The organism is Mesorhizobium sp. B1-1-5 (genome assembly GCF_006443065.1).
GTDB lineage: Bacteria > Pseudomonadota > Alphaproteobacteria > Rhizobiales > Rhizobiaceae > Mesorhizobium.
The window spans coordinates 15762-42245 of the sequence record NZ_VFWS01000027.1 but is presented as its reverse complement, the minus strand read 5'-3'; the positions used below and the strand labels follow the sequence as shown (position 1 = coordinate 42245).

The 26484-nt window shown below is 64.1% G+C and carries 22 protein-coding genes and 1 pseudogene; 11 read left to right on the top strand and 12 right to left on the bottom strand.

Going from position 1 to position 26484, the window contains the following annotated elements:
- Nucleotides 1-171 precede the first annotated feature (171 nt).
- Nucleotides 172-1263, bottom strand: a complete 1092-nt coding sequence (locus FJ980_RS12105; protein WP_140543115.1) for an LLM class flavin-dependent oxidoreductase — start codon at nucleotides 1261-1263, stop codon at nucleotides 172-174.
- A gap of 119 nt (nucleotides 1264-1382) precedes the next feature.
- On the opposite strand from FJ980_RS12105, the gene FJ980_RS12100 reads away from it, so the two are divergent.
- The 5 genes from FJ980_RS12100 to FJ980_RS12080 all read left to right on the top strand — a co-directional run bounded on the left by FJ980_RS12100 (nucleotide 1383) and on the right by FJ980_RS12080 (nucleotide 6584).
- Entirely contained in the window at nucleotides 1383-2156 is a 774-nt protein-coding gene (locus FJ980_RS12100; protein WP_140543114.1) for an aldolase/citrate lyase family protein, read from the top strand.
- A gap of 157 nt (nucleotides 2157-2313) precedes the next feature.
- The gene (locus FJ980_RS12095) at nucleotides 2314-3513 is read left to right on the top strand and encodes a pyridoxal phosphate-dependent aminotransferase (protein WP_140543113.1); all 1200 of its coding nucleotides are present in this window, start codon (nucleotides 2314-2316) and stop codon (nucleotides 3511-3513) included.
- A 73-nt stretch (nucleotides 3514-3586) separates the two neighbouring features.
- On the top strand, nucleotides 3587-4384 hold the full coding sequence (locus tag FJ980_RS12090; RefSeq protein ID WP_140543112.1) for an ABC transporter substrate-binding protein: 798 nt from the start codon (nucleotides 3587-3589) through the stop codon (nucleotides 4382-4384).
- 216 nt (nucleotides 4385-4600) lie between these two features.
- Nucleotides 4601-5275: an amino acid ABC transporter permease gene (locus tag FJ980_RS12085; protein ID WP_140543111.1), complete on the top strand. Its 675-nt coding sequence runs from the start codon at nucleotides 4601-4603 to the stop codon at nucleotides 5273-5275.
- Nucleotides 5276-5315: 40 nt separating this feature from the next.
- Complete coding sequence (locus tag FJ980_RS12080; RefSeq protein ID WP_140543110.1) at nucleotides 5316-6584, top strand: cysteine desulfurase-like protein; 1269 nt, start codon at nucleotides 5316-5318, stop codon at nucleotides 6582-6584.
- A gap of 225 nt (nucleotides 6585-6809) precedes the next feature.
- Here the strand turns inward: FJ980_RS12080 and FJ980_RS12075 are convergent, their stop codons facing one another.
- Genes FJ980_RS12075 through FJ980_RS12055 form a run of 5 tightly spaced genes read right to left on the bottom strand, consistent with a single transcriptional unit; the run spans nucleotide 6810 to nucleotide 12054 of the window.
- The gene (locus FJ980_RS12075) at nucleotides 6810-7640 is read right to left on the bottom strand and encodes a dipeptide ABC transporter ATP-binding protein (protein ID WP_140543109.1); all 831 of its coding nucleotides are present in this window, start codon (nucleotides 7638-7640) and stop codon (nucleotides 6810-6812) included.
- Complete coding sequence (locus FJ980_RS12070) at nucleotides 7637-8488, bottom strand: ABC transporter ATP-binding protein (protein ID WP_140543108.1); 852 nt, start codon at nucleotides 8486-8488, stop codon at nucleotides 7637-7639. Before FJ980_RS12070 ends, FJ980_RS12075 begins: the two co-directional genes overlap by 4 nt.
- Entirely contained in the window at nucleotides 8488-9396 is a 909-nt protein-coding gene (locus FJ980_RS12065) for an ABC transporter permease subunit (RefSeq protein WP_140543107.1), read from the bottom strand. The genes FJ980_RS12070 and FJ980_RS12065 overlap by 1 nt, the downstream gene beginning before the upstream one ends.
- The gene (locus tag FJ980_RS12060) at nucleotides 9397-10404 is read right to left on the bottom strand and encodes an ABC transporter permease subunit (RefSeq protein WP_095766207.1); all 1008 of its coding nucleotides are present in this window, start codon (nucleotides 10402-10404) and stop codon (nucleotides 9397-9399) included.
- Between the two features lie 51 nt (nucleotides 10405-10455).
- The gene (locus FJ980_RS12055; RefSeq protein WP_140543106.1) at nucleotides 10456-12054 is read right to left on the bottom strand and encodes an ABC transporter substrate-binding protein; all 1599 of its coding nucleotides are present in this window, start codon (nucleotides 12052-12054) and stop codon (nucleotides 10456-10458) included.
- 459 nt (nucleotides 12055-12513) lie between these two features.
- On the opposite strand from FJ980_RS12055, the gene FJ980_RS12050 reads away from it, so the two are divergent.
- Both FJ980_RS12050 and FJ980_RS12045 read left to right on the top strand, forming a co-directional pair.
- Nucleotides 12514-14463: a long-chain fatty acid--CoA ligase gene (locus FJ980_RS12050; protein WP_140543105.1), complete on the top strand. Its 1950-nt coding sequence runs from the start codon at nucleotides 12514-12516 to the stop codon at nucleotides 14461-14463.
- A 71-nt stretch (nucleotides 14464-14534) separates the two neighbouring features.
- A complete protein-coding gene (locus FJ980_RS12045) occupies nucleotides 14535-15170 on the top strand; it encodes a 50S ribosomal protein L11 methyltransferase (protein ID WP_140543126.1) in 636 nt (211 codons plus the stop codon).
- Here FJ980_RS12045 and FJ980_RS12040 read toward each other — a convergent pair.
- Nucleotides 15167-15892 (bottom strand): HAD family hydrolase, encoded by a 726-nt coding sequence (locus FJ980_RS12040; RefSeq protein ID WP_140543104.1) that lies wholly within the window; start codon nucleotides 15890-15892, stop codon nucleotides 15167-15169. The genes FJ980_RS12045 and FJ980_RS12040 overlap by 4 nt on opposite strands.
- 6 nt (nucleotides 15893-15898) lie before the next feature.
- The gene (gene pgi, locus FJ980_RS12035) at nucleotides 15899-17542 is read right to left on the bottom strand and encodes a glucose-6-phosphate isomerase (RefSeq protein ID WP_140543103.1); all 1644 of its coding nucleotides are present in this window, start codon (nucleotides 17540-17542) and stop codon (nucleotides 15899-15901) included.
- A gap of 448 nt (nucleotides 17543-17990) precedes the next feature.
- Here pgi and FJ980_RS12030 point away from each other — a divergent pair, with 448 nt between their 5' ends.
- Together FJ980_RS12030 and FJ980_RS12025 are read left to right on the top strand one after the other, a co-directional pair.
- Nucleotides 17991-19484 (top strand): PLP-dependent aminotransferase family protein, encoded by a 1494-nt coding sequence (locus FJ980_RS12030; protein ID WP_140543102.1) that lies wholly within the window; start codon nucleotides 17991-17993, stop codon nucleotides 19482-19484.
- Between the two features lie 221 nt (nucleotides 19485-19705).
- Nucleotides 19706-21295: a trimethylamine methyltransferase family protein gene (locus FJ980_RS12025; RefSeq protein WP_140543101.1), complete on the top strand. Its 1590-nt coding sequence runs from the start codon at nucleotides 19706-19708 to the stop codon at nucleotides 21293-21295.
- Nucleotides 21296-21509: 214 nt separating this feature from the next.
- Here FJ980_RS12025 and FJ980_RS12020 read toward each other — a convergent pair whose 3' ends face one another.
- Nucleotides 21510-21908 carry a hypothetical protein gene (locus FJ980_RS12020; protein ID WP_140543100.1) on the bottom strand — a complete coding sequence of 133 codons (399 nt, stop codon included), beginning with the start codon at nucleotides 21906-21908 and terminating at the stop codon, nucleotides 21510-21512.
- Between the two features lie 130 nt (nucleotides 21909-22038).
- Nucleotides 22039-23844, bottom strand: a complete 1806-nt coding sequence (locus FJ980_RS12015; protein WP_140543099.1) for an IlvD/Edd family dehydratase — start codon at nucleotides 23842-23844, stop codon at nucleotides 22039-22041.
- Nucleotides 23845-23994: 150 nt separating this feature from the next.
- On the opposite strand from FJ980_RS12015, the gene FJ980_RS12010 reads away from it, so the two are divergent.
- Nucleotides 23995-24444 carry a carbon monoxide dehydrogenase subunit G gene (locus FJ980_RS12010; RefSeq protein WP_140543098.1) on the top strand — a complete coding sequence of 150 codons (450 nt, stop codon included), beginning with the start codon at nucleotides 23995-23997 and terminating at the stop codon, nucleotides 24442-24444.
- Between the two features lie 19 nt (nucleotides 24445-24463).
- Here the strand turns inward: FJ980_RS12010 and FJ980_RS12005 are convergent, their stop codons facing one another.
- Complete coding sequence (locus FJ980_RS12005) at nucleotides 24464-25639, bottom strand: Mrp/NBP35 family ATP-binding protein (protein ID WP_140543097.1); 1176 nt, start codon at nucleotides 25637-25639, stop codon at nucleotides 24464-24466.
- Between the two features lie 210 nt (nucleotides 25640-25849).
- On the opposite strand from FJ980_RS12005, the gene FJ980_RS12000 reads away from it, so the two are divergent.
- Nucleotides 25850-26227 (top strand): VOC family protein, encoded by a 378-nt coding sequence (locus FJ980_RS12000; protein ID WP_140543096.1) that lies wholly within the window; start codon nucleotides 25850-25852, stop codon nucleotides 26225-26227.
- 67 nt (nucleotides 26228-26294) lie between these two features.
- On the opposite strand, the pseudogene FJ980_RS35360 reads toward FJ980_RS12000, so the two are convergent.
- Nucleotides 26295-26432 (bottom strand): annotated as a pseudogene (locus tag FJ980_RS35360) (nuclease PIN); the annotation flags it as partial.
- Nucleotides 26433-26484: the final 52 nt, after the last annotated feature.

Genomic DNA, 26484 nt, shown 5'->3' with positions numbered 1-26484 from the left:
GATCCCTTCCGTGACTTCGACGCGCCGCATCGGTGCAGAATTCTGCTCCGCTGCGCCCTGCGTTCGAGGTAACGGAATGGATTCCAGGGTCTCCGCGACGGAGCTTCGCTCCTGCTCCGCCCTGGAATGACGAAGTTGCGAAAGCCCCCGCCAGCAGGTACCGACCGGACCTTATCCTCGCAGTCCTGCCTGTCTCAAAATCGGCAGAACATGGTCGCAGAAATAGGGCAGTTCCTGGGTGTAGTTGACGAAGGACAATGCGATGCCCTGGTAGCCATGCCCGGCAATGGCGACCATATCGGCGGCAATCTTTTCAGGGGTTCCGATCAACGGATAAGTGCCGGCGCCGCCGGCAAAGCGCTGGCGGTAGAGATCATAGGCGTGCGGATCGTGCGACTGGGAGAATTCCTTCTTGCCGGCCATATGGGCATCGACGGCTTCGTGATCGGCCATCGCGACGGCGTAGCGCGTGTAGTAGGCCTGCGCCTCTTCCACCGTCGGGCGGCAGACGACATGCGCTACCGTATAGACGCCGACATCGCGGCCCGCCTTGTCGGCGCGCTCACCGATGTCGGCGACATGCTTGCCGGCATCGTTCATCTCGGAAAAGGTCGTGAACAGATAGTCGCATCTGGCGGCGGCGAAATCCCGGCCTGGGCCGCCGAAAGCGGCATTCATCGTCACCGGACGCGGAACCTGAAGACTGGCCGGCCGGCTCACCGCCTCCTTGAGCCGATAATAAGCGCCTTCATAGTCGAGAGGCTCGCTCGACGTATAAAGCCGCTCGAGGATCTCGATCCATTCCGCCGCCTGGTCATAGCCCTTCTCGACCAGCGGCGTGCCGAACATGCCGAACTCCTTCGGGTTCCAGCCGCAGACGATGTTGAGCCCGGCGCGGCCCTGGCTGATGTGATCGACCGTCGCCAGCGCCTTGGCGGCGTAGAGCGGATGCACCAGCGGCACATGCACCGTCATGAACAGGCCGATCTGCTCGGTCACGGCCGCGAGCGCCGCCGCCCAGGTGAAGGTCTCGAAGGAGAATTCGCGGACCTTGTTGCGGCCGCCGAAACCGCGCCAGCGCGCGATCGGCAGCATGAATTCGAGCCCGGCGCGGTCGGCTATCTGGGCGGCCGTCAGATTATCCCGCCAGCTCGCGGTCCAGCGTTCCGGCACGTCGGTGATGGCAAGCCCGCCATCGGCATTGGTCGAGAAGACGCCGAGCTTCAGTCTGTTCGGGCCGTGCAGGGGATGGGCTTTGATCATCTTGGAAACTCGCGGCGGGACGCCACACGCTAGGCCGGCGTGAAAATATTTCAAGCCTGAAATAGCTTCGCCTCGCCGTCATTTGCGGGTATGCATTGGACAACTCAGAAGGGGACGGCATGAGCGAGTTCCGCCAGAAGTGCATCGGCAAGACGAACCTCATCGGGTCATTCGCCGCCATTCCCCATCCGGTCGCCGTCGAGGTGATGGCACTGTCCGGCCTCGATTTCCTCTGCATCGACTGGGAGCACGCGCAGATCTCGCGCGACATGATCGAGGCCATGGTGCGAGCAGCCGACGTGCATCGCGTGCCGGCGATGGTCCGGGTTCCCGGCCATGCGCCGGAAGCCATTCAGGCGGCGCTGGACAGCGGCGCGCAAGGCGTGCTCGTGCCGCGCGTCTCGACGGCGGAGCAGGCCGCAATGGCGGTGAAGGCCTCGCGCTATCCGCCGCAAGGCGCGCGCGGTGTCGGTCCCGGCCGGGCCGCGGGCTATGGCTATCGCATTCCCGAATATCTTGCCTCCGCCAACGACCGAACGATCGTCGCGGTCCAGGTCGAGACATCGGAGGGACTGGCCAATATCGAAGCGATCGCGGCGGTTGACGGCGTCGACGTGGTCTTCGTCGGCCCTGGCGATCTCTCGGTGTCGATCGACGCGATCGGCCCGGCAGGCGCGGACAAGCTCTCCGAGGCGATCGGAACAATCATTCGCGTAACGATCGCACATGGCAGGACTGCCGGCATATTTTGCGCCAGCCCCCAGACCGTCAGCCGATGGGCAGCCATCGGCGCGAGTTTCTTCGTGCTGGCCAGCGACACGATGTTTCTCGGTGCCGGGGCCGCGGCCAACGGCACCGCCGCCCGCGCCGAACTGGCGCAAGGGGCCGGCTAGGCGAGAGCATATCGGCAAGGCAGAGGGTCGCCAAACTTTAAGCTTAAAACTTTCGCCTTGAAAAGCGCCGTACTTTGGATAGCATCAGATCGCGACTGTCCGGCTGGAGGGGCTTTTCCGGTCCGTCGCAGTGTTCCGGGTGAGAGGGGTTCGGTCCTTGTCGTTCATACTGCCCCATTCATCGTCCAGCGCGCGCTATGCTTTCGACGGCGTGCGCGCCCAGATTCGCGACCTGCACACGGAGAATATCGCCAACCTCGCGGTTCGCGCGCGGGAACTCGGCGATGTCATCGCGCTCTGGTACGGCGAAGGCGATATGGTGACGCCAGCCTTCATCCGCGACGCGGCGAAGGCCGCCTTCGACGAAGGCCTGACCTTCTACGTTCCCAACATGCGTGGGCACGGCCCGCTGAACGAGGCGCTTTCAGAGTACCAGACGCGCATCCACGGCCGCTCGATCCCGATCGCGCGAACCACGGTGACGCCGGGCGGTATGCAGGCGCTCTATCTGGCGCTGGAACTGCTGGTCGATGCCGGCACCAATGTCGTCTATGTCGGGCCGCAATGGCCCAACATCCACAACGCCATCCATCTGATCGGCGGCGAGCCGCGCCCGTTCTCGCTCGATTTCAAGGGCGACTGGCAGCTCGATCTCGAGCGATTGTTTGCAAGCTGCGACGCGCGCACCCGCGCGATCTTCCTGTCGACGCCGTCCAATCCGACCGGCTGGACCGCGACGCGCGCGGAAATGCAGGCGCTGCTCGACTTCAGCCGGCGCACCGGCATCTGGATCATCTCCGACGAGGTCTACGGCCGGCTCTATTTCGACGGCGACGTCGCCCCTTCTATCCTGCAGATCGCCGAGGACGGCGACAGGGTGCTGTCGGTCAACAGTTTTTCGAAGGCCTGGGCGATGACCGGTTGGCGCATCGGCTGGCTGACCCATCCGTCGGGCGTTGCCGACCAGCTCGGCGCGATGACGCAATATGTCAACAGCGGCACCGCCGCGCCGATCCAGGCCGGCGCCGTCGCGGCGATCCGCCAGGGCGAGCCGCTGGTCGAGGAAATCAGGCAGCGGATCAGGATAGGCCTCGATCTCGCCTATGACCGGCTGGCGCGAATCCCGGGCACCATCCTGCCGACCAAGCCGCGCGGCGGCATGTATGCGTTCTTCGCCCTGGAGGGCGAGAACGACGCGCGCCGCGCCTGCGCCCGCATTCTGGAGACAGCGCGGGTCGGGCTTGCGCCCGGTCACCTGTTCGGAAATTCGGCGGCGGCGTTCCTGCGCATGTGCGTGTGCCGCGACAGCAACCAGATAGAAACGGCGCTTCAACGCATGACCGCCGCAATGAATTGACGCCCTGCCGGAAGCGGAGCGGCAAAAAGCCGTGCGGGGAAAACCCGCCCGTTCAACAACAGAGGGAACAGAAATGAGCTTTACTCGTCGCAACCTGCTTCTCATGGCCGCCGCCATCGGCATCGCCGCCGGCCCCGCCACCGCTTACGCCGCGGATGTGCTCAATGTCGGCGCTTATCCAACCAATCCACCTTTCGAATACAAGAACGAGAGCGGCACCTTCGAGGGTTTCGAGGTCGACATCGTCAACGAGGCGGCCAAGCGCATCGGCATGACCACCGACATCGCCGATCTCGGGTTCCAGGCGCTGTTCGCCGCCACCACCTCCAAGCGCATCGACGTCGCCATCTCCTCGATCACCATCACGCAGGAGCGGCTGAAGTCGCAGTCCTTCACGCAGCCCTATTATGACTCCGACATGGGCATAGCCACCAAGGCCGACAGCCCGATCAGCACTGAGGCGGACCTCAAGGGCAAGGTCGTCGGCGTGCTTTCCGGTTCCACTGGCGAAACCTGGGTCAAGGACCATCAGCAGGCCGACGGCTTCAGCGACGTGAAGGGCTACGACACGCAGCAGAACCTGTTGCTCGACCTCAGCGCCGGGCGTGTCGATGCCGCCGTCAGCGACATTCCCGGCATGCAATACTCCTTCAAGAAAATGAAGGACCTCGTCGTCAAGCAACGCATCAAGACCGGCGAGCAATACGGCCTGATGATGACCAAGGACCACCCGCTGCTCGGCAAGCTGAACGACGCGCTGACGGCGATGAAGAAGGACGGGACGCTGGCCGCGATCCATAAGAAGTGGTTCGACAGCGATGCTCCGGCGGACTCCTCCACGGTCAAGGAAATGCCGCTGCCCAAGGCCTGAGCGGCGACGAACGCAACAGGACGTGCCGGCGCGAGATGCCGGCACGTCCGTTTCTTTCACGCATGAGCCCTGCCATCGCCGAAGCCGGCGCGGCAAATCGGTGTCGGTGCCTGGCTCTGGCGTCTGTCTCCTTGATTTGACGCAATTCCAGACGAAAAGCCGTTTCGCATTTTTCGTCGAGTTGCTCTGGACGCAAAACGGTTCGGGAACCCTCGCATGTCGCTGATCGACACCTTCTTCAATCCCGATGTTATTGCATCCAGCCTGCCGGCGCTGCTGCGCGGTTTCCTCAACACGCTGCTGCTTGGGGTGATGAGCATCGTCATCGGCATCGCGGCGGGGCTGGCGATCAGCCTCGTGCGGCTCTATGCGCCGAAGCCGCTGCGGCTGCTCGCAGTCGGCTACACCGACATCTTTCGCGCTTTGCCGGTGCTGGTGGTTTTGATCCTGATCTACTACGCGCTGCCCTTCCTCGGCATACGCCTGTCGTCCTGGGCGTCCGCCGTGACGGCTTTCGCCATCATCATGTCGGCCTATTCGGCCGAGGTGTTCCGCTCCGGCATCGAAAGCATTCCGCGCGGCCAGTTCGAGGCGGCGCAGGCGCTTGGCCTGCCGTTCATGCTGACCCTGCGCAAAGTCGTGCTGCCGCAAGCGATCCGCGTGGTCATCCCGCCGATGACCAGCAACTGCGTCTCGATGTTCAAGGATACCTCACTTGCCTCGACTGTGGCGCTGCCGGAACTGCTCAAGGAAGCGACCAACGCGCAGTCGCTCTATGCCAACCCCTCGCCGCTGATCGGCGCGGCGCTTGTCTACCTCATCTTCCTCTGGCCGATGGTGCGCCTCGTCAGCCTGCTCGAGCGCCGCTTCCAGACCGAGAAGACGCGCTGAACCCGCCAACCGTCCAAGTCCCCCGCAGGAGCGTACCCCCGTGAACAAGTCCGACAATACCAACGCTGCCGCGTTTCCGGTCGATAAGATCCGCGCCATGTTTCCGGCGATTCAACAGGCGGGCGACTTCATCTTCCTGGACAATGCCGCCGGCGCGCAAATCCCGCAAAGCGTGCTCGACGCGGTAACCAACCATCTGGTGTCGCACAATGTGCAGCGCGGCGGCCGCTATGGCCGCAGCGTCACCGTCGATCAATCGGTCGCCGACGCGCGGACAAGTGTGGCACTGCTGATCAATGCCTACAGTCCGTCCGAAATCTGCTTCGGCATGAATGCGACATCGTTCATCCGCCTGGTCAGCCTCGGCATCGGCCAGATGCTTCAGGAGCGCGACGAGATCGTCATCACCGACATGGACCACGACGCCAACATTGCCACCTGGCTGGCGCTGGAATCCGCCGGCGCCAAGTTCAAATGGTGGCGCATGCGCGAGGACGGCAATCTGCACGTCGACGACCTCAAGCCGCTGGTGTCGGAGCGCACGCGCCTCGTCGCCTGCACGGTGACGGCGCATTCGATCGGCTCGATCGTCGACGTCGCCGCGGTGGCCAGGATCGTGCATGCGGCCGGCGCCGAAGTGTTCCTCGACTGCGTGCATTACGGCCCGCACGGGCTGATCGACGTGCAGGCCTGGCAGTGCGACTACCTCGTGTGCTCCGGCTACAAGAATTTCTCGCCGCATATGGGTTTCCTGTGGGGCCGCTTCGAGACGCTGAAGCGGCTGCCGACCTTCCGCGAGGATTTCATTCCCGACGAGCCGCCCTACAAGGTCGAGGCCGGAACCTTCATCTACGAGAACGTCTCCGGCATGGACGCGGCGGTGCGCTACCTGGAATCGATCGGCCGCAACTTCCTTCCCGAAAACAACCGCTCGCGCCGCGACAACATCGTCGCCGGCATGAACGCCATCCGCGACTATGAGCTGATGCTGGCGCGCGCAATGCTGAAGGTGCTGAAGGACTGCGATGCCACGATCTACGGCGTCGCAGACGAGAAGCGCATCACCGAGCGCGTGCCGACCTTCTGCTTCAACATCGGCAAGCTGTCGCCGCAGAAAATCGTCGAGGAGATGGCCGCCATGCAGATCGGCATCCGCGACGGCCACATGTATGCGCCGCGGCTGATGAAGCGGCTAAACCTGTCGATGGACAGCGGCGCGATCCGCGCCTCGCTGGTGCACTACAACACGGTGGAGGAAGTGCGCCGGTTTGGGGAAGCGCTGCGGGCGATTATTGCGAAGCTGTCTTGAAACAACCGAGCCTTCTTAGGGGGTGCGTAGCAAGTTCCGCTTCGTCATCCACGGGCGAAGCAAGGAGCGAAGCGACGCGGCGCAGACCCGAGGATCCATTCCGTGACATAGGAGCGTCGCAACGGTGCAGAATTCTGCTCCGCTGCACCTTTCGGCTGAGGTAACGGAATGGATCCTAGGGTCTGCGCGACGCTTCGCGTCGCTCCGCCCTAGGATGACGACCTCCTAGGCCGCGGCCTTCTTCTTCGCCAGTCGCGCCTTGATGCTGGAGATGTCGGCACGCGGCGTCGCGGCGAACAGCGTCTTGGTGTAGGCGTGCTTGGGATCGGAGAAGACCTCGTCGCGCGGGCCGTATTCGACGGCTTCGCCGAAATACATGACCATCACGTCGTCTGCGATATAGCGCACCACCGAGAGGTCGTGGCTGATGAAGACATAGGTCAGCTGGAATTCGTCCTGCAGGTCGGCAAGCAGGTTCAGCACCTGCGCCTGCACGGAGAGGTCGAGCGCCGAGACCGGCTCGTCCAGCACCAGCAGGCTCGGGTTCAGCATCAGCGCGCGGGCAATGGCGATGCGCTGGCGCTGGCCGCCCGAGAACATATGCGGATAGCGGTTGTAGTGCTCCGGTCCCAGCCCGACCTTCTTCAGCATCTTCATCGCCAGGTCGCGGCGCTCCTCGGCCGGCCTGTCGGTATTGATCAGGAGCGGCTCGCCGAGCACGTCGCCGATCTTCTGGCGCGGGTTGAGCGAGCCATAGGGGTTCTGGAAGACGATCTGCACCTTGCGGCGCATCTCCTTGGTGAGCCCGTCCCTGGCGATGTCGACCTTGTTGCCGTCGATGAAGAGCTCGCCGGAGGTGGCCGGATCGATCAGCGTGATGATGCGGGCAAGCGTGGACTTGCCGCAGCCGCTCTCGCCGACGATGGCAAGCGTCTTGCCCTTCTCGACGCTGAAGGACACGCCCTTCACCGCATGCACGGTGCGCGCGCCGCGGAACAGGCCGCCGCCGACATGGTAGTCGCGCTTGATGTCCTTGCCTTCGACGACCTTGGTCATGCGCCGGCTCCCGAAGGTGCGGGCTCGAACAGCATGTCGGAGACGGTCGGCAGCCGGTCGCCGACGGCGTTCTCCGGCAGCGCCGAGAGCAGCGCGCGCGTATAGTTGCTCTTCGGCGATTCAAAGAGCGACAGCACGTCGGCCTCCTCCATCTTGCGGCCCTTGTACTGGACGATAACGCGGTCGGCGGTCTCGGCCACCACGCCCATATTGTGGGTGATCATGATCAGGCCCATGCCGTATTTGGCCTGCAGCGAGACCAGCAGGTCGAGGATCTGCTTCTGGATGGTGACGTCGAGCGCGGTGGTCGGCTCGTCGGCGATCAACAGCTTCGGATTGCAGGCGATCGCCATGGCGATCATGACGCGCTGGCACTGGCCGCCCGACATCTGGTGCGGGAAGGAATTCAGCCGCTCCTCCGGTTCCGGAATGCCGACCTGCTTGAAAAGCTCGATGGCGCGCGCCCGGCGCTGGGCCTTGTCCATGCCCATGTGGAAGCGCAGCACTTCCTCGATCTGGAAGCCGACGGTGAAGCAGGGATTGAGGCTGGCGACCGGCTCCTGGAAGATCATGGCAATGTCCTTGCCGATGATCTTGCGGCGGTCGGCCGGGTCGATCTTCAACAGATCGCGGCCGTTGAAGGCCATACGGTCGGCGGTGACGGTCGCCGTCCATGGAAGCAGGCCCATCACGGCCAGCATCGACACCGACTTGCCGGAGCCGGATTCGCCGACGATGGCGAGCACCTCGCGTTCGTCGACATGGAGCGAGACGCCGTCGACGGCGCGGAACGGACCGGACGCGGTCTGGAATTCGACGACGAGATTCTGGATGTCGAGCAGCGCCATCACGACCTCCTGAGCTTGGGATCGAGGGCATCGCGCAGGCCGTCGCCGACGAGGTTGATGGCAAGCACGGTGATGAGGATGGCGAGACCCGGGAAAGTCACCACCCACCAGGCGCGCAGGATGAATTCGCGCGCCGTGGCAAGCATGGTGCCCCACTCCGGCGTCGGCGGCTGGGCGCCGAGGCCAAGGAAGCCGAGCGCGGCGGCTTCCAGGATAGCGTTGGAGAAGGACAGCGTGCCCTGGACGATCAAGGGCGCCAGGCAGTTGGGCAGGATAGTGGCAAGCATCAGCCTGACATGGCCGGCGCCGGCGACCTTCGCCGCCACGACATATTCGCGGCTCTTCTCGGCCATCACGGCGGCACGCACCAGGCGGGCGAAATGCGGCTGCAGGACCAATGCGATCGCCAGCATGGCGTTGAACAGGCCCGGGCCGAGAATGGTGACAAGCACCAGCGCCAGCAGCAGCGACGGAAAGGCCAGGATCAGGTCCATGACGCGCATGATCGCGACGTCGACCCAGCCGCGGAAATAGCCCGCCAGCAGGCCGAGCGTGATGCCGCCGGTGAGCGCCAGCGTGACCACCACCGCGCCGATCAGCAGCGAGAAGCGCGCGCCGTAGAGCAGGCGCGAGAGGATGTCGCGGCCAACCGGGTCGGTGCCGAGCAGATATTGCGTCGAGCCGCCGGCCTGCCAGGCGGGAGGCCGCAGAAACGCGGTCTTGTCCTGCACGTCGGGCGCATAGGGCGCGAGCAGCGGCGCGAACAGCGCGGCGAGCACCAAAAGGAGGAAGACGAACAGGCCGATGACGGCGCCGCGGTTGACGGAGAAATAGTGCCAGAAGGTCTTGATGCCGGTGAGCCGATCCGGGCTGCCGGCGGCCATCGGGGCGATTTCTGTCTGGGTCATTTATGCCGCCCTGATGCGTGGGTTGATGACGGCATAGAGCACATCGACGATGAGGTTCACCGCCATGACGATCAGCGCGATCAAAAGCAGGCCCGACTGCACGACGACATAGTCGCGCTTGAAGATGGAATCGACCATCCATTTGCCGATGCCCGGCCAGGCGAAGATGGTCTCGGTGAGGATGGCGCCCGCAAGCAGCGTGCCGACCTGCAGGCCGATGGTGGTGACGACCGGGATAAGCGCGTTGCGAAGGGCATGCACGCCGATGACGCGCGCCGCCGAAAGGCCCTTGGCGCGCGCGGTGCGGACATAGTCCTCGCCCAGCACCTCGAGCATGGCCGAGCGCGTCTGGCGCGCGATCACCGCCAGCGGAATGGTGCCGAGCACGATCGCCGGCAGGACGAGATGGCTAAGCGCGGAGCGGAATGCGTCCCACTTGCCATAGAGGAGGCTGTCGACGGTCATGAAGCCGGTGATCGGCTTGAAAAAGAACTGCAGGCCGATGCGGCCCGAGACCGGCGTCCAGCCGAGATAGCCCGAGAAGAAGATGATGAGCAGCAGGCCCCACCAGAAGATCGGCATGGAGTAGCCGACAAGGGCCGTGCCCATCAGCGATTGATCGAACCATGAGCCGCGCTTGACGGCGGCAAAAATGCCGGCGGGAATGCCGATCACCATGGCGAAGACCATGGCGAAGAAGGACAGTTCCAGCGTCGCCGGGAAGAGCGTCTTGAACTCCTCGAGGACCGGCCGCTTGGACGAGATGGAAACGCCGAAATCGCCGGTGGCGACCTCACCCACATAGCGCGCATACTGCTCCCAGATCGGCAGATTGTAGCCGAACTGTTGCTTGAGCTCTTCGTAGCGGGCGGGGGCGACGCCATGCTCGCCGGCCATGGCGAGGATCGGATCGCCCGGCAGCAGCCGGACAAAGGCGAAGGCACAGATGGTGATGCCGACCAGGGTCGGAATCAGGAGGGCGATTTTGTTGAGAAGGTATCGGAGCATCATCAAATGGAACGGGGCGGCGCTGGAAGTTGCGCCGCCCCGTTCGCAATATTACTCGGACTTGTCAACGCCGTCGAAACGGTGAATGCCGAGCGGGTCCATCTTGAAGCCGGTGACATTATTGCGAACGACCGCGTAAACCTGGCTGTGAGCCAGCAGGAAAGCGGGCGCTTGCTTGGCGAAGATGACCTGCGCCTGCTCATAGAGCTTGGTGCGCTCGGCCTGGTCGCTGGTCTTCTTGGCCTTCTGGATCAGGTCCTCGAAGTCCTTGTCGCACCAGCTCGAATAGTTCGAGACGCCGATGGCGGAGCAGGCGAAGAGCGTGGCGAAGAAATTGTCCGGATCGCCATTGTCGCCGGTCCAGCCGATCTGGAAGGCGCCGGGACGGTCCTTCTTCTTGCCTTCCTCGCGATACTTCGTCCACTCGTAGTTGACGATGTTCGCCTTGACGCCGACCTTGGCCCAGTCGGCCTGGATCAGCTCGGCCGCGCGCTGGAAGTTCGGATTGTAGGGACGAACGCGGTCGGCGGCCCAGAGCTGGATTTCCTTCAGGCCGGCATCGGCGAGAACCTTCTTGGCCGCTTCCGGATTGTAGGTGTCGGTCTTCACGTCCTTGTCCCACGACCACATGGTCGGCGGGATGAGGTTCTCGGCGGGCGTCGCGCCGGCATCCTGGAACAGCGACTTGATCAGGGCTTCCCGGTCGATCGCCTGATTGAGCGCATGGCGCACTTCCGGCTTATCGAGCGGCGGGATGGTGGTGTTGTAGCTCATATAGCCAATGTTCAGGCCCGCCTGATCCATCAGCGTCACGTCCTTGTTGGCCTTGATGGTGGCGATGTCGGCCGGGTTCGGATAGGGCGCGACGTCGCATTCGCCGGCAAGCACCTTCTGGATGCGGGCGGTCGCGTCAGGCGTGATGGCGAAGACGAGATCGTCGATTTTTTCCTTGCCCTTGAAGTAGTCGGGATTGGCCGCGTAGCGGATGACCGAATCCAGCTGGTAGTCGACGAACTGGAACGGACCGGTGCCGACCGGCTTGGTCGAGAAGTCGGCCATCTTGCCGTCCTTCTGGAGCTGGTCGGCATATTCCTTCGACACGATCGAGGCGAAATCCATGCCGAGATTGGCCAGCATCGGCGCGTTCGGCTCGGTCAGCGTCAGCTTGACGGTGAGGTCATCGACCTTCTCCCACTTGGCGACGTATTTCGGCATGTCCATGCCGGTGTAATAGTCCCAGGTGAGGTTCGGCAGATACTTGTCGCCGTTCCACGGATTCTGCTTGTTGAACTGGCGATCGAAGGAGAAGACGACGTCATCGGCGTTGAGGTCGCGCGTCGGCTTGAAATAGTCGGTGGTCTGGAACTTCACACCCGGATGCAGATGGAAAGTATAGACCAGGCCATCGTCGGAAATTTCCCACTTGTCGGCCAGACCAGGCTCGATCTCGGTGCCACCATGCTTGAATTCGACCAGTCGGGAATAGACGGTGCGCGAAGACGCGTCGAAGTCGTTACCGCCGGTTGTCGTACCCGGATCGAAATTGGCCGGCGACGCTTCCGAGCAATAAACGAGCGTCTTAGCACTGGCCATGCCGCTGAGGACGCTTGCAGCCAGCAACGCGGCTGCAAAAGTCATTGTCTTTTTCATTGACCACTCCCTGATGTTCTCTCAAGCCCCTCTATCAGGCTCGCGAAGGGCGCATATAAGCACCGTTTCTTCGCCTTTGGAACACCTCGTTTGCGTACCCCATGGGAAGCAGGAAAAGAATCTAGCTTTTGCTCAAACCGCAGAAAAATTGAGTAGTTTTTTCTGCTCACGACATTATTAACGACGGCATTTTTTTATTGATCACTCACCTGTTAAAATGAGCCGACAGGGCCCGACTGCCGGAGATCTGCCCGCCGCCGGACATGCTGTGGAAGGTGTCCGGATCATCGGATTTCGACGGCAAATCTTTCCCTGCCCTGCCGCTGGGGCAAGGCTTGCACCGTCGCCGATAGAGGCAATACATAGACTGTGGGCGGGATTTCCCGGAAAATCCGCGACGGCGTGGAGGACGCTTCCCTTGAAGCGGGCGCCCAGATCGAAGGCGACAGGGAGAGACAGGTGGCAAAAGCAGCCAAGACGACAGCCCCGGTGAACGCAAAGGCCAAGGGCGCCGCCGCAAGTGATGCGCCCAAGACTGCCAAGGCCGCAGCCGCACCGAAGGCGAAGACGACCGCAAAGTCAGCCCCAAAGCCGGCCGCTGCCAAGCCCGCAGCGGCAAAAGCCGGAAAAGCGGCCGCGAAGTCGCCCGCCGCGAAGACGGCGCCGGCAACGGGCAACGCGAAGCCTGTCTCGAAGGGCCTGCCGAAGGCGATCACCGAGCTCACCGTCGGCCTGCCGGAAAAGCCGTGGCTGAAAAGCTATCCGAAGAACATGCCGGCCGAGATCGGCGCCCTGCCCTACAAGTCCATCGGCGACTTCCTCGTCGGCGCCTGCAAGCAATTCGCCGGGCGTCCGGCTTTCATATGCATGGGCAAGTCGATCACCTATGCCGAGGTCGAACGGCTGTCGGCCGCGTTCGGCGCCTATCTGCAGGCGAGAGGCCTGGAGAAGGGCGCGCGCGTGGCGCTGATGATGCCGAACGTGCTGCAATATCCGGTGGCGATGATGGGCATACTGCGCGCCGGCTACACGGTGGTGAACGTCAACCCGCTCTACACGCCGCGCGAACTGGAACACCAGCTGAAGGATTCCGGCGCGCAGGCGATCGTCATCCTCGAGAACTTCGCCGGCACGCTGCAGGCGGTGATCGCCAGGACGCCGGTGAAGCACGTCATCGTCGCCGCCATGGGCGACATGCTGGGCGGCCTCAAGGGCGCCATCGTCAACCTGGTCGTGCGGCGGGTGAAAAAGATGGTTCCGGCATGGTCGCTGCCCGGCCATGTGAAGTTCAACGCGGTGCTCAAGACCGGCGCGAGCATCGCCTTCAAGCCGCCGACGATCTCCGGCGACGACATCGCCTTCCTGCAATATACGGGTGGCACCACCGGCGTCTCGAAGGGTGCCGTGCTGCTGCATCGCAACGTGCTTTCGAACGTCGCGCAGAATTCGCTGTGGGTGGAGGACGCCTATACCGTGAAGCCGAAGCCGGCGCATCTCAACTTCATCTGCGCGCTGCCGCTCTATCACATCTTCGCGCTGACGGTGAACGCGCTGATGGGCATGCAGCAGGGCGCGCAGAATGTGCTGATCCCCAACCCGCGCGACATTTCGGGCTTCGTCAAGGAACTGGCGAAATACCCGATGCACATCTTTCCCGGCCTCAACACGCTGTTCAACGCGCTGCTCAACAATGAGGAGTTCCGCAAGCTCGACTTCAAGCCGCTGATCCTGACGCTGGGCGGCGGCATGGCGGTGCAGAGGGGCGTCGCCGAACGCTGGAAGGCGCTGACCGGCTGTCCGGTGAGCGAAGGCTACGGGCTCTCCGAAACCTCGCCGGTGGCGACCGCCAACAAGTTCAGCTCGGCCGATTTCACCGGCACGATCGGGCTGCCGCTGCCTTCGACCGAGATCGCCATCCGCGACGACGACGGCAACAACGTGCCGCTCGGCGAAGTGGGCGAGATCTGCATCCGCGGCCCGCAGGTGATGGCCGGCTACTGGAACCGGCCCGACGAGAGCGCCAAGGCGATGACCAAGGACGGCTTCTTCAAATCCGGCGACATGGGCTTCATGGACGAGCGCGGCTACACCAAGATCGTCGACCGCAAGAAGGACATGATCCTGGTTTCCGGCTTCAACGTTTATCCCAACGAACTGGAAGAGGTGGTGGCGCATCACCCTGGCGTGCTGGAAGTGGCGGCCATCGGCGTGCCGGACGAGCATTCCGGCGAAGTGCCTAAATTGTTCGTGGTGAAGAAGGATCCGGCGCTCACCGTCGAGACGTTGATGGCCTATTGCCGCGAGAACCTGACCGGCTACAAGCGGCCGCGACATATCGAATTCCGCACCGAACTGCCGAAGACGCCGGTCGGCAAGATCCTGCGGCGGGCGCTACGGGACCAGGTTTGAGCGATTATTCCGCCGGCAAGGCACGGGAGCGAGGCAAGCGGCTCGATCCGGCGGATTTCATCAAGGCGAACATGCGGCTGGCGCCGGTACCGTCAGTGCCGGAGGTCCGGCTCTATCAGGCGCATCCCGGCAGCGGACTGCGGCGGCTGCTCGAGCCGGAAGACGAGAGCGACGGAAGCCCGCCTGACCCACAGCCGCCTTATTGGGCCTATGCCTGGGCCGGCGGCACCGTGCTGGCGCGGTATATCCTCGACCGTCCGTCGATCGTAGCCGGCAAGCGCGTGCTCGACCTCGGCGCCGGCTCGGGGCTGGTCGGCATCGCGGCGACAAAAGCGGGAGCGAGCGCGGTGATCGCAGCGGAGATCGACCGCAACGGCATCGTGGCGCTCCGCCTCAATGCCCAAGCCAATGGCGTCGCCATCCAGATACGCGATGAGGACGTCACCGGCGGTCCGCCGCCGGCGGTCGACCTGGTTCTCGCCGGCGACGTCTTTTACGCGCAGGATGTCGGGCAGCGGATGATCCCGTTCCTCGACCGCTGCCTTGCTGCCGGCATCGATGTGCTGGTCGGCGATCCCGGCCGCGCCTGGCTGCCCAGACCGCGGCTTTGCCTGCTCGGCGAGTATCACGTGCCGGATGTCGGCGGAAACGGCGGCAGCGACCCCAGGCCCAGCGCGATGTTCGCTTTCGTTGCGAAATCCGGTTAACCCGCCGGCACACTCATCCGCGCAGTCAGAAAATCCGGCAGGTCGGCGACCGAGTCCAGAACGACGTCCGCCATCGGCGCCAGCGAGTCGCGCGTGCCGGTGCCGGAGAGCACGCCCACCGCCAGGCCGCAGCCGCCGGCGCGCGCCATTTCCAGATCGTGGCGGTTGTCACCGACCATGGCGATCTCGCCCGGCTTCAACCCGGTCAGATCGCAGAAAGCGACAACCGTGTCGGGCGCCGGTTTGGAGTTGGCAACGGCGTCATAGCCGAAGGCGGCATCGAAGAGCTGCGCGATACCGAGCGTGGCCAGCGTCTTTTCGGCGCCGCTGGTCGAATCGTTGGTGGCGACACCCATGCGATAGGATCGTTTGTGCAAGGCCCGCAACGAATCGACGACGCCCGGCAGCGCGACCGCCATGGCCGAACCTTGCGCCGAAGTGATCTCGTTGAAGCGGGAAACGGCGTGCATCTGGTCTTCCTCGGACAGGCGCGGAAACCAGAGCTCGACGACATCCATGTTCGAGCCGGAGGCGAAGATCGAATCCGGCTTGAAGCGCTTTGTGACGAAGTCGAAGCCGGCGGCGGCGAGCAACCGATCCGCTTTCCAGCGATCGCCCTCGGCGGCATCCATCGCCATGAAGTCGGCGACGCCGAGCCAGGTTGCGTTGAAGTCGACAAGCGTGCCGTCCTTGTCGAACAATATTCCCTTGATATCCGCCAATCCGGTTTACTCCGCGCCGCGCAATTGGTGGATATGTCCCACCAGCCCGGCAGTCGAGGCGTCGCGTTTTGCGGCAGTCTCCTTGCCTTCCACGACAGGCAGCAGGCCCGTCGCCAGTTCCTTGCCGAGCTCGACGCCCCATTGGTCGAAGGAATTGATGTTGAACAGCGTGCCTTCGACGAAGACGCGGTGCTCGTAAAGCGCGATGAGCCGGCCGAGCGTGCGCGGGTCGAGCTTTCTGTAGAGAATGGTCAGCGAGGGGCGATTGCCCGAGAAGACGCGGTGCGGCGCGATCCGGTCAACGTCGGCCGGATTCATGCCCTTGGCCAGCATCTGCGCGCGCGCCTCTTCCAGCGTGCGCCCCTTCATGAAGGCCTCCGACTGCGCCAGGCAGTTGGCGAGCAAGAGATCGTGCTGGTGTTTCAATTCGGGCTCGTGACCGACGGCGGCGGCGAGGAACTCGACGGGAATGAAGTCGGTGCCCTGATGCAGGAGCTGGAAGAAGGCATGCTGGCCGTTGGTGCCGGGCTCGCCCCAGACCAGCGGGCCGGTCGGCGTGGCGACTGCGGTGCCGTCCAGTGTGACGCTCTTGCCGTTCGATTCCATATCGAGCTGCTGCAGATAGGCCGGCAGGCGCGACAGGCGCTGGTCGTAAGGAATGACGGCGCGGGCCGGATATTTGCAGACGACGCGATGCCACCAGCCGATCAGCCCCAACAGCACCGGCAGGTTCTTCTGCATCGGCGCCGAGCGGAAATGCTCGTCCATCTCGTGCGCGCCGTCGAGGAAGGCGCGGAAGTTGCGCGGGCCGACGGAAATCATCACCGGTAGGCCGATGGCGCTCCAGACCGAATAGCGGCCGCCGACCCAGTCCCAGAAGCCGAAGACGCGGTCCTGCTCGATGCCGAACTTCGCGACCAGGTCGAGGGCGGTCGAGACGGCGGCGAAATGCTTGCCGACCGCTTCCTTGCCCAACGCCTTCTGAACCCAATCGCGCGCCGTCTGCGCATTCGTCATCGTCTCGACCGTGGTGAAAGTCTTGGAGGCAATGACGAACAGGGTCGTCTCGGCAGACAGGCCCTTCAGCGTGTCATGAATATGAGCGCCGTCGACATTGGAGACATAATGCGCGCGCGGTCCGTCATGATAGGGCGCGAGCGCCAGCGTCACCATCGCCGGGCCGAGGTCCGAGCCGCCGATGCCGATATTGACAATGTCGGTGATCTTCTTGCCGGTGGCGCCGGCGGCCTTGCCGGAGCGGACGGCGTCGGCGAAGGCGCCCATGGCGTCGAGTACGGCGATCACATCGGCCTTGGTGTCCTGGCCGTCGACGATCACGCTCTTGCCGGTCAGGTTGCGCAGCGCGGTGTGCAGCACGGCGCGGTTCTCGGTGATGTTGATCTTCTTGCCGTCGAACATGGCGGCGCGGCGCCCCCCGAGATCGGCGGCGGCGGCGAGCTTCTCCAGCATCGTCATCGTGTTTGCGTCGACCGCGCATTTCGACCAGTCGAGCAGAAGATCGCCATCGGTGGCGGAGAATGTCTCGAAGCGCTTGGGATCGGCGGCGAAGGCCTCGCGCATTGTGCCCTTGGCCGCCGCGCGCTGCTCACGCAGAGCGGTGACCTGCTTGTCGAAGGCTGACTGATCCACTGGCGGGCTCCTGGCGGGTTTTTAGACCATTTTAACAGGCCGGATGTTTCCGGCGCGTGTCGGCGCGTCATTCTATCGAGCCGATTTCCATTTCGTTCAAGCGTGGCTTTGCCGCACCGCATTCACGCTTTGATGAGGGGGGTGTTGGATGGTGAGGTGCGGGGATTTCGCCGCAAGATGCCGTGCGGTGTGGGCGACGATGCTGCGCATTGCTTGGGTGGTGTGGGCGCATCGCGGGGGCGACGATGCTGCGCATCGCGCCTGGGCAGTGCCGCGACGATGCTTCGCATCGCGCTTGCGCCGCGACGACGCTTCGCGTCGCGCTTGATAGATCACTGGCATAAATCCCAGCGATCAGAAAAATTGATTGGCGCAACCCCTTATGCCACCCATACACTCCACTGGTCCAGCCAAGTGAAAACAGCTGGCCGTCCGAGGAAGATTTCCCATGCCACAGCGCAATGACACGGCCATATGGTCCGGCCTGTTCCGGATTTCGGCTGAATCCGGCCAAACCCTCCAGGCGCAGATCCGCCAGGCGATCGTCGCGGCCATTCTCGACCGACAGATCGCCGCCTCGATGCCGTTGCCGTCGTGCCGAATTCTCGCGGAAAAACTCGGGGTTGCCCGCGGCACGGTAGTGCTCGCCTTCCAGCAGCTGGTCGACCAGGGTTTTCTGGTGGCGCGCGAACGGCGCGGCCATTTCGTCAATCCGGACGTGTTGGCCACCCCCGCCAAGCCGCACCAGAAGGCGCCCGACCAGCAGAACGAGATCGACTGGAAGGCACGCCGGCAGATCGCCGCAAGCGACATGCCGCCGCCGGCCAAGCACGACAACTGGATCAAGTCCTCCTATCCGTTCGTCTACGGCCAGTTCGATCCGGCGCTGTTTCCGACCGCCGAATGGCGCGAGTGCAACCGCATGGCGCTGGCGGTGCTGGAGATCCGCAATTGGGCATCCGACATGGTGGATCGCGACGATCCGCTGCTGATCGAACAGATCCAGGCCAGGCTTCTGCCGCGGCGCGGCATCTTCGCCAATCCGGACGAGATCATCGTGACGCTGGGCGCGCAGAACGCGCTTTATATGCTCGCCACGCTGCTGATGACCAAGGGCTCGAAGGTGGCCATGGAAGACCCGGGCTATCCCGACGCCCGCTCGATCTTCCGGCTGGCCGGCGCCGATATTCAGCCGGTTCCTGTCGACCAGTCGGGCATCCTGACCTCGGCGATCCCCAGCGATTCCGGCTTCGTCTTCGTCACGCCCAGTCACCACTGCCCGACCATGGTGCCCTTGTCGGCCGAACGGCGGCAGGATCTCCTGGCGCGCGCCAACCGCAACAACCAGATCATTATCGAGGACGGCTATGACAGCCAGCTGCTCGACGAGGCGCCGCAGCAGGCGCTGAAGAGCCTCGATCGTTCCGGCCGCGTGATCTATGTCGGCTCGATGTCGAAGACGCTGGCTCCGGGTCTCAGGCTTGGCTACATCGTCGCCTCGGCCGGACTGATCGCCGAGCTTCGCGCGCTGCGCCGCTTCATGCTCAGGCACCCGCCGGCGAATAACCAGCGCGCCGTTGCGCTGTTCCTGTCGCTCGGCCATCACGAGGCGCTGGTGCGCAGACTTTCCACCGCCTTCGACGAACGGCGCAAGCGCCTGGTCCATGCGATTTCCGCTTTCCTGCCAGAGTGGCGCTCGACCGACTCGGCGGGCGGCACATCGCTGTGGCTGGAAGGGCCGCGCGGTACCGATTCACGCGGCCTGGCCGAAGCCGCCGCGTCGCGCAGCGTCATCATCGAACCCGGCGACCGGTTCTTCGATCGAAGCGAAAAGCCCTCTCGTTTCATGCGCTTGGGCATCTCCTCGATCTCGCTGCAGCATATCGAGCCGGGCATCCGCGAACTTGCCACCGCCGCCGGCCGCAGGCCCGCGGCCGCCTGATCGCCACAGACCTCCTGAAAAAGAGCCGGCGCCGCGCCGGCTCTTTTTGTTTGGGCGCATGTTTGCCGCTTTAGCATTCTGGCATATTCGACGGGATTGCTTGGCCCATAGGCTGTGCCAATGCCGGCGGCATAGTCGGAGCCAGAAGGGGACGAGGCAGGCCGATGGTGGACCAACCGCCGCGCCCGCCTCGCAGATAAAGACAAAGGTGGAGTGCTTCCATGTCAGTGGCTCTCGAGAAGCAGGAATCGTCGTCGGACCAACGTTCGCGGCGGTCCGGCGGGCGCGAAGCGCGCCGCGCGATGCGGGCAGCGCCCTTGGCCGACGACATCCGTCCGGTGCGGCCGGGGCTTGAAGGCGGCAGCTATGGCCCATTGAGCCAGAACGACCGCGAACGCATCCACGAAGCGGTGCTGACGCTCTTGGAAACGGTCGGCTTCGCCAATGCCATCCCGTCCTGCATCGAGGCGCTGACCCGGGTGGGTGCTACCTATGGCGACGACGGCCGCGTCCGGCTGCCGCGCGCCTTGGTGCTGGACACAATCAGACAAGCCGCGCGCAACTTCACCCTCCATGGCCAGGATCCGAAGCACGACATGCTGATCCAGGGCAAACGCGTGCATTACGGCACGGCGGGCGCGGCGGTGCATCTGGTCGATGTCGAGAAGCGCGAATATCGCGAATCGCTGCTGCAGGACCTCTACGACGCCGCCCGTCTCGTCGACGGGCTGGACAACATCCACTTCTTCCAGCGCACCATGGTGCCGCGCGACATTCCCGACCCGCTCGATATGGATTTCAACACGCTCTATGCCTGCGTGATGGGGACGTCCAAGCATGTCGGCACCTCGTTCACGGTGCGCGAGAACGTCAAGCCGGCGCTGGAAATGCTTTATGCGATCGCCGGCGGGGAGGAGAATTTCCGGGCGCGGCCGTTCGTGTCGAACTCGAACTGCTTCGTCGTGCCGCCGATGAAGTTCGCCGAGGACGCCTGCGGAGTGTTGGAGGCCTGCGTCGAAGGCGGCATTCCGATCCTGCTTCTGTCGGCCGGCCAGGCCGGCGCCACGGCACCTGCCGCCATTGCCGGCGCCGTCGTGCAAGCGGTCGCGGAAGTGCTGATGGGCCTGGTTTATGTCAATGCCGTCAAGCCTGGACATCCGGCGATCTTCGGCACCTGGCCGTTCGTCTCCGATCTCAGGACCGGCGCCATGTCGGGCGGCTCGGCGGAGCAAGCAGTGCTGACCGCGGCCTGCGCCCAGATGGCGCAATATTACGACCTGCCCGGCGGCTCGGCAGCCGGCATGTCGGACTCGAAGCTGCCCGACATCCAGGCCGGCTACGAGAAGGGCATCACCAATGTCATGGCGGGCTTGTCCGGCCTGAACCTGGTCTATGAATCGGCCGGCATGCATGCCTCGCTGCTCGGCTTCTGCCTCGAAAGCCTGATCATCGACAACGACATGCTCGGACATTGCCTGCGCTGCGTGCGCGGCATCGAGGTGACGGACGACGCGCTGTCGATCGACACCATCGCCGATGTCTGCCTCAAGGGCCCTGGGCACTATCTTGGCAACGATCAGACGCTGAAGCTGATGCAGACGGAATATTTCTATCCCGCCGTCGGCGACCGTTTCTCGCCCAAGGAATGGAACGAGAAAGGCCGGCCCGACATCCTGTCGCGGGCGATCGCGGAGAAGAAGCGTGTGCTTGCCGAGCGCTTCCCGCGCCACGTCTCGCGCCTGCTGGACGACAAATTGCGCGCCCGCTTCGGCGAGATGATCAAGTTGCCGCGCAACAAGATGGGCGGCTAGGACGCATTGATATTCCGGTGAGGCCGGCCTGCAAATGGCGGCTGTGCTTCCGGTGCTCACGTACTTTAAGTACGCTCCGCTCCGGCCTTCGCCGGCCGAAGCTGTCATAAGCGTCTCCGCTCTATGAAGGCTACGGCCCGGCGTAGGCCAGTTCTCGGAACCCACCATTTTCGACTCGGCCTGACCGAAATCTCAACGCATCCTGTTCGTCGGATCATTCCGCCCTCAGCCCGTAGCGCTCGACGACCTCGGCGTTGATCAGCTTGGCGTGCAGCGTCATCAGCACGATCTGCGCATCGAAACTGTCGCCGGCCTCCAACGCCGCCTCGATGCGGCGCTCGACCTGCAACGTCGGCTCGCGGCCATTGGCCTGCTCGAACACATGGCGTCCGGCGACGCAATAGCCGCAGAGCTGCGCCACGGATCCATAGGCGTCCGCCGGCGGCTCATCGGGCCAGCGGTCGTTCATCAGGTTGACGATGGTGAGTTTCACGCCCTCGGGTACCAGCGCCGGATGCAGGTCGGCCGCACGCAACGCGTCGTCGAGCTGGCGCAGATCGCCGGAGCGGCCGAACATGCCGAGAAAGCCGAGGGAAGAACGCCGTTTCGCCACGATGATCTGTCCCTTCCTGAACTGCCGAGGTCGAGCTTATCTGTGGGTTCCTGGGAGGTGAAACAAGGGCAACAGAAAAGGGCGGCCCGCCGTCGGCAAGCCGCCCTTTTTATTGGCCGAACATATAAGCTTAGTGATTGTCGCGCGGCACGCCGCTGGTATGGGCGACGTCCTGGTATTTCACCGCCGGTTTCAGCACCATGCCGGCCGAGAACTGGTCGACCATGCTGCGCTGGATCTCCTGCCATGGCGTCTGGTGCTGGGGATAGTGATAGCCGCCATTGGCCTGCAGCGCGGCGCGCCGCTTGGCGATTTCCTCGTCGCTGACGAGGATATTGGCCGTGCCCTTTTTCAGGTCGATGCGGACGCGGTCGCCGCTCTTGAGCAGCGCCAGCCCGCCGCCGATCGCGGCTTCAGGCGAGGCATTGAGAATCGACGGGGAGCCCGACGTGCCGGACTGCCGGCCGTCACCGATGCAGGCAAGGGCGTGGATGCCCTTCTTGATCAGGTAGGCCGGCGGCTGCATGTTGACCACCTCGGCGCCGCCCGGATAGCCAACCGGACCGGCGCCGCGCATGAACAGGATCGTGTGCTCGTCGATGCCCTGCGCCGGATCGTCGATGCGGGCGTGATAATCCTCCGGCCCGTCGAAGACCATGGCGTTGCCCTCGAAGGCTTCCGGGTCGTTCGGGTTGGAGAGGTAGCGCTCACGGAATTCGGGCGAGATGCCGCTGGTCTTCATGATGGCGGAATCGAACAGGTTGCCCTTGAGGTTGATGAAGCCGGCATTGGCCTTGAGCGGCTTGTCGGCGCCGCGGATGACGTCGTGATTCTCGTTGACGGCATCCCGGCAATTGTCGCCCATCGACCTGCCGTTGGCGGTGACGGCATCGGGATGCGGCAGCAGGCCGCCCTTCATCAGTTCGGCGACGACCGCCGGCACGCCGCCGGCATGGTGATAGTCCTCGCCGAGATACTCGCCCGTCGGCTGCAGGTTGACCAGCAGCGGGATGTCGAGGCCGATCTTCTGCCAGTCGTCATTGTCGAGCGGCACGCCGAGATGGCGGGCGATGGCGTTGAGGTGGATCGGCGCATTGGTCGAGCCGCCGATGGCCGAGTTGACGACGATGGCGTTCTCGAACGCCTCGCGGGTCATGATGTCGGACGGTTTCAGGTCCTCATGCACCATCTCGACGATGCGCTTGCCCGTCTCGTAGGAAATCTGGCCGCGCTCGCGATACGGGGCCGGGATAGCGGCCGAGCCCGGCAGTTGCATGCCGAGCGCCTCGGCCAGCGAATTCATCGTGGTCGCCGTGCCCATGGTGTTGCAATAGCCGGTCGACGGCGCCGAGGAGGCGACGATGTCCATAAATTCGTCATAGTCGATCTCGCCGGCCGACAGCCGCTGGCGCGATTCCCAGACGATGGTGCCCGAACCGGTGCGCTTGCCCTTGTGCCAGCCATTCAGCATCGGGCCGACCGAAAGCGCGATCGCCGGAATGTTGACGGTGGCCGCCGCCATCAGCAAGGCAGGCGTCGTCTTGTCGCAGCCGATGGTCAGCACGACGCCGTCGAGCGGATAGCCGTAGAGCACTTCGACCAGGCTGAGATAGGCAAGGTTGCGGTCGAGCGCGGCCGTCGGGCGCTTGCCGGTCTCCTGGATCGGATGGCAGGGGAACTCGAATGGGATGCCGCCCATCGAGACGATGCCCTCGCGCACGCGCTTGGCGAGCTCGAGGTGATGCCGGTTGCAGGGCGAAAGATCGGAACCGGTCTGCGCGATGCCGATCAGCGGCTTGCCCGACATCAGCTCGGCGCGGGTCAGGCCGTAATTTAGGTAGCGCTCGAGATAGAGCGCCGTCATGCCCGGATTGTCGGGATTGTCGAACCACTCCTGCGAGCGAAATTTCTTCTTCTTGGTGGGGGCGCCTGCCATGGTGGTCTCCGTATTTGTATGACAAATCGATAGGACAATGCGTCCATGCAGGCAAGAGGCAGGCGCAGCCGGAACCCGGACTTTGGTGCGATAGACTTGTTTCGGGCCGCGCGCTACGACCAACCGGCATCAGCAATGCGGGAGGTCTTGATGGCTTTGGTGATCGAAGGCGAGGAGCGGATCGCCGCACCTATCGCGAAAGTGTGGGAGGCCCTTAACGACCCGGAGATCCTGAAGGAGGCGATTCCCGGCTGCCAGAGCCTCGAGAAGAATTCGGACACCGCCATGGCGGCGACCGTGGTGCTCAAGATCGGCCCGATCAAGGCGACCTTCAACGGCGAAGTCACGCTGAAAAACCTCAAGCCACCGCATTCCTACACCATCCAGGGCGAAGGCAAGGGCGGCGTTGCCGGTTTCGCCAAGGGCGGCGCCGACGTGACGCTGACCGCCGACGGGGCGGACTCGACAGTGCTCAAATACGCCGCCAAGGCCGAGGTCGGCGGCAAGATCGCTCAACTCGGCAGCCGGCTGATCCAATCGACATCGAAGAAATTGGCAGGGCAGTTCTTCTCGACGTTCGGCGAGAAGGTCGGCGCCTGATCCTCAAAGGAAGAGGCGTTTATTCGAACACGATGCTCGGCACGGCGGCTTCAGCGGCGCCGCGCTCTTCCTGGACCCTTTCCCAGACCTTGCTGGCAATATCGCGGTAGATCTTTGCCTCCGCGCCCTCCGGCTTGGAGGCGACGACCGGGGTGCCGGCATCCGAGCTTTCGCGGATGCCCATTTCCAGCGGCACCTCGCCGAGGAAGGTGACGCCCAGGCGCTCGGCCTCGCGGCGCGCGCCGCCATGGCCGAAAATGTCGTAGCGCTTGCCGGTGTCGGGAGCGAGGAAGTAGCTCATGTTCTCGACGATGCCGAGCAGCGGCACATCGACCTTCTTGAACATGTTGAGGCCCTTGCGGGCGTCGATCAGCGCCAGATCCTGCGGCGTCGAGACGATGACAGCGCCGGCGAGCGGCACCTGCTGAGCCATGGTGAGCTGGGCATCGCCGGTGCCGGGCGGCATGTCGACCACCAGCACGTCGAGCGGACCCCATTCGACCTCGCGCAGCATTTGCGTCAACGCCGACATCACCATCGGGCCGCGCCAGATCATCGGCGTCTCCTCATCGACGAGGAAGCCCATCGACATCACTTTGAGGCCGTAATTCTGCATCGGCTTCAGCACCTTGCCGTCGACGGTCTGCGGCCGGCCGTGGATGTTGAGCAGCCTGGGCATGGACGGGCCGTAGATGTCGGCATCGAGCACGCCGACCTTCAGCCCGTTGGCGGCAAGGCCGAGCGCAAGGTTGACCGCGGTGGTCGACTTGCCGACGCCGCCCTTGCCGGAGGCGACCGCGATGATGGCGTCGATGCCGGGCACGCCGCGCCTGCCATGGCTTTGCGACGCGGGCGCGTGCGGCGCGGGACGCTGCGGCGCCGGCTGCGGAGCGGCGGGCAGCGGGGCAGCCGGGCGCAGCGGAACCGGCGCTTCCATGCCGCCGCCCTTCTTCTCCGCCGTCAGCGCGACGACGGCGCTGGCGACGCCGGGGATGGCCTTCACTGCGCGCTCGGCCGCGGCACGCAACGGCTCCAGCTCCTGGGCGCGGGCGGCGGGCACGGTGATCGAGAAGAAGACTTTGGAATCGGCGATGAAAATCTCCGAGACCATGCCGAGATCGACGATGTTGCCGGTGAAGTCCGGTCCGTTCACCGTCTTCAGGCGCTCGACGACGGATTCCTTGGTAACGGTCATGATCTTTCCTCGGCGTTTGGCGTTCCAGATAGTGCAGTTTGCCGGCAGAACCAAGCCCTGGCGCAACGGCTCGCCCGGCGTGCCCCGGAAAGCGACGGATGGTGTCGGATTTGGCCACGGCCGCGGCGCAGATTCGGGCCCGGTCATAGCCAAACGGTGCGCCCGCGCTATCTCCATCGCCATCACGACAACCGGAGAAGGAAGACGGTCATGCTTGAAAACAGCAATGTGACAGCCAATCTCGCGGTGAAGGACATCGCCAAGGCAAAGGCGTTCTACGAGGGCACGCTGGGCCTCAGCCAAGTGGACGACATGGATGGCGAGCTGATCGTCTACAAAAGCGGTGACACGCTCCTCAATGTCTATCGCTCGCAATTCGCCGGCACCAACAAGGCGACGGCCGCAACCTGGGCGGTCGGCGACCGGATCGGCGAAATCGTCAAATCGCTGCGGTCGAAGGGCGTCACCTTCGAACACTATGATATGCCCGGCCTGTCGCTCGAAGGCGACATCCATGTCGGCTCGGGCATGAAGGTGGCCTGGTTCAAGGATCCCGACGGCAACATCCTGAACCTGGTGGGCAAATAGCGCCCACTCTCAGGCGGAGCCGGAACCCGTCATCCGGCCAGCCTTGTGGCGAGAAAGTCGACTTTTGGCACCAGCGGTCGATGTCCTTGCCCTGGAGAAGCTGCTCGATGGCCTCGGCGCAGCCGACCACGGTGCGCGAATGCCGCTCGAACATATCGAAGAAGCGATCCTCGCGCGGCAACAGCTTGCGAAACCCACCCCGCATGTCGTCCCCATCCCACTAACGCCATGCGCGGCGCGGGAAGACAGATAGCCGG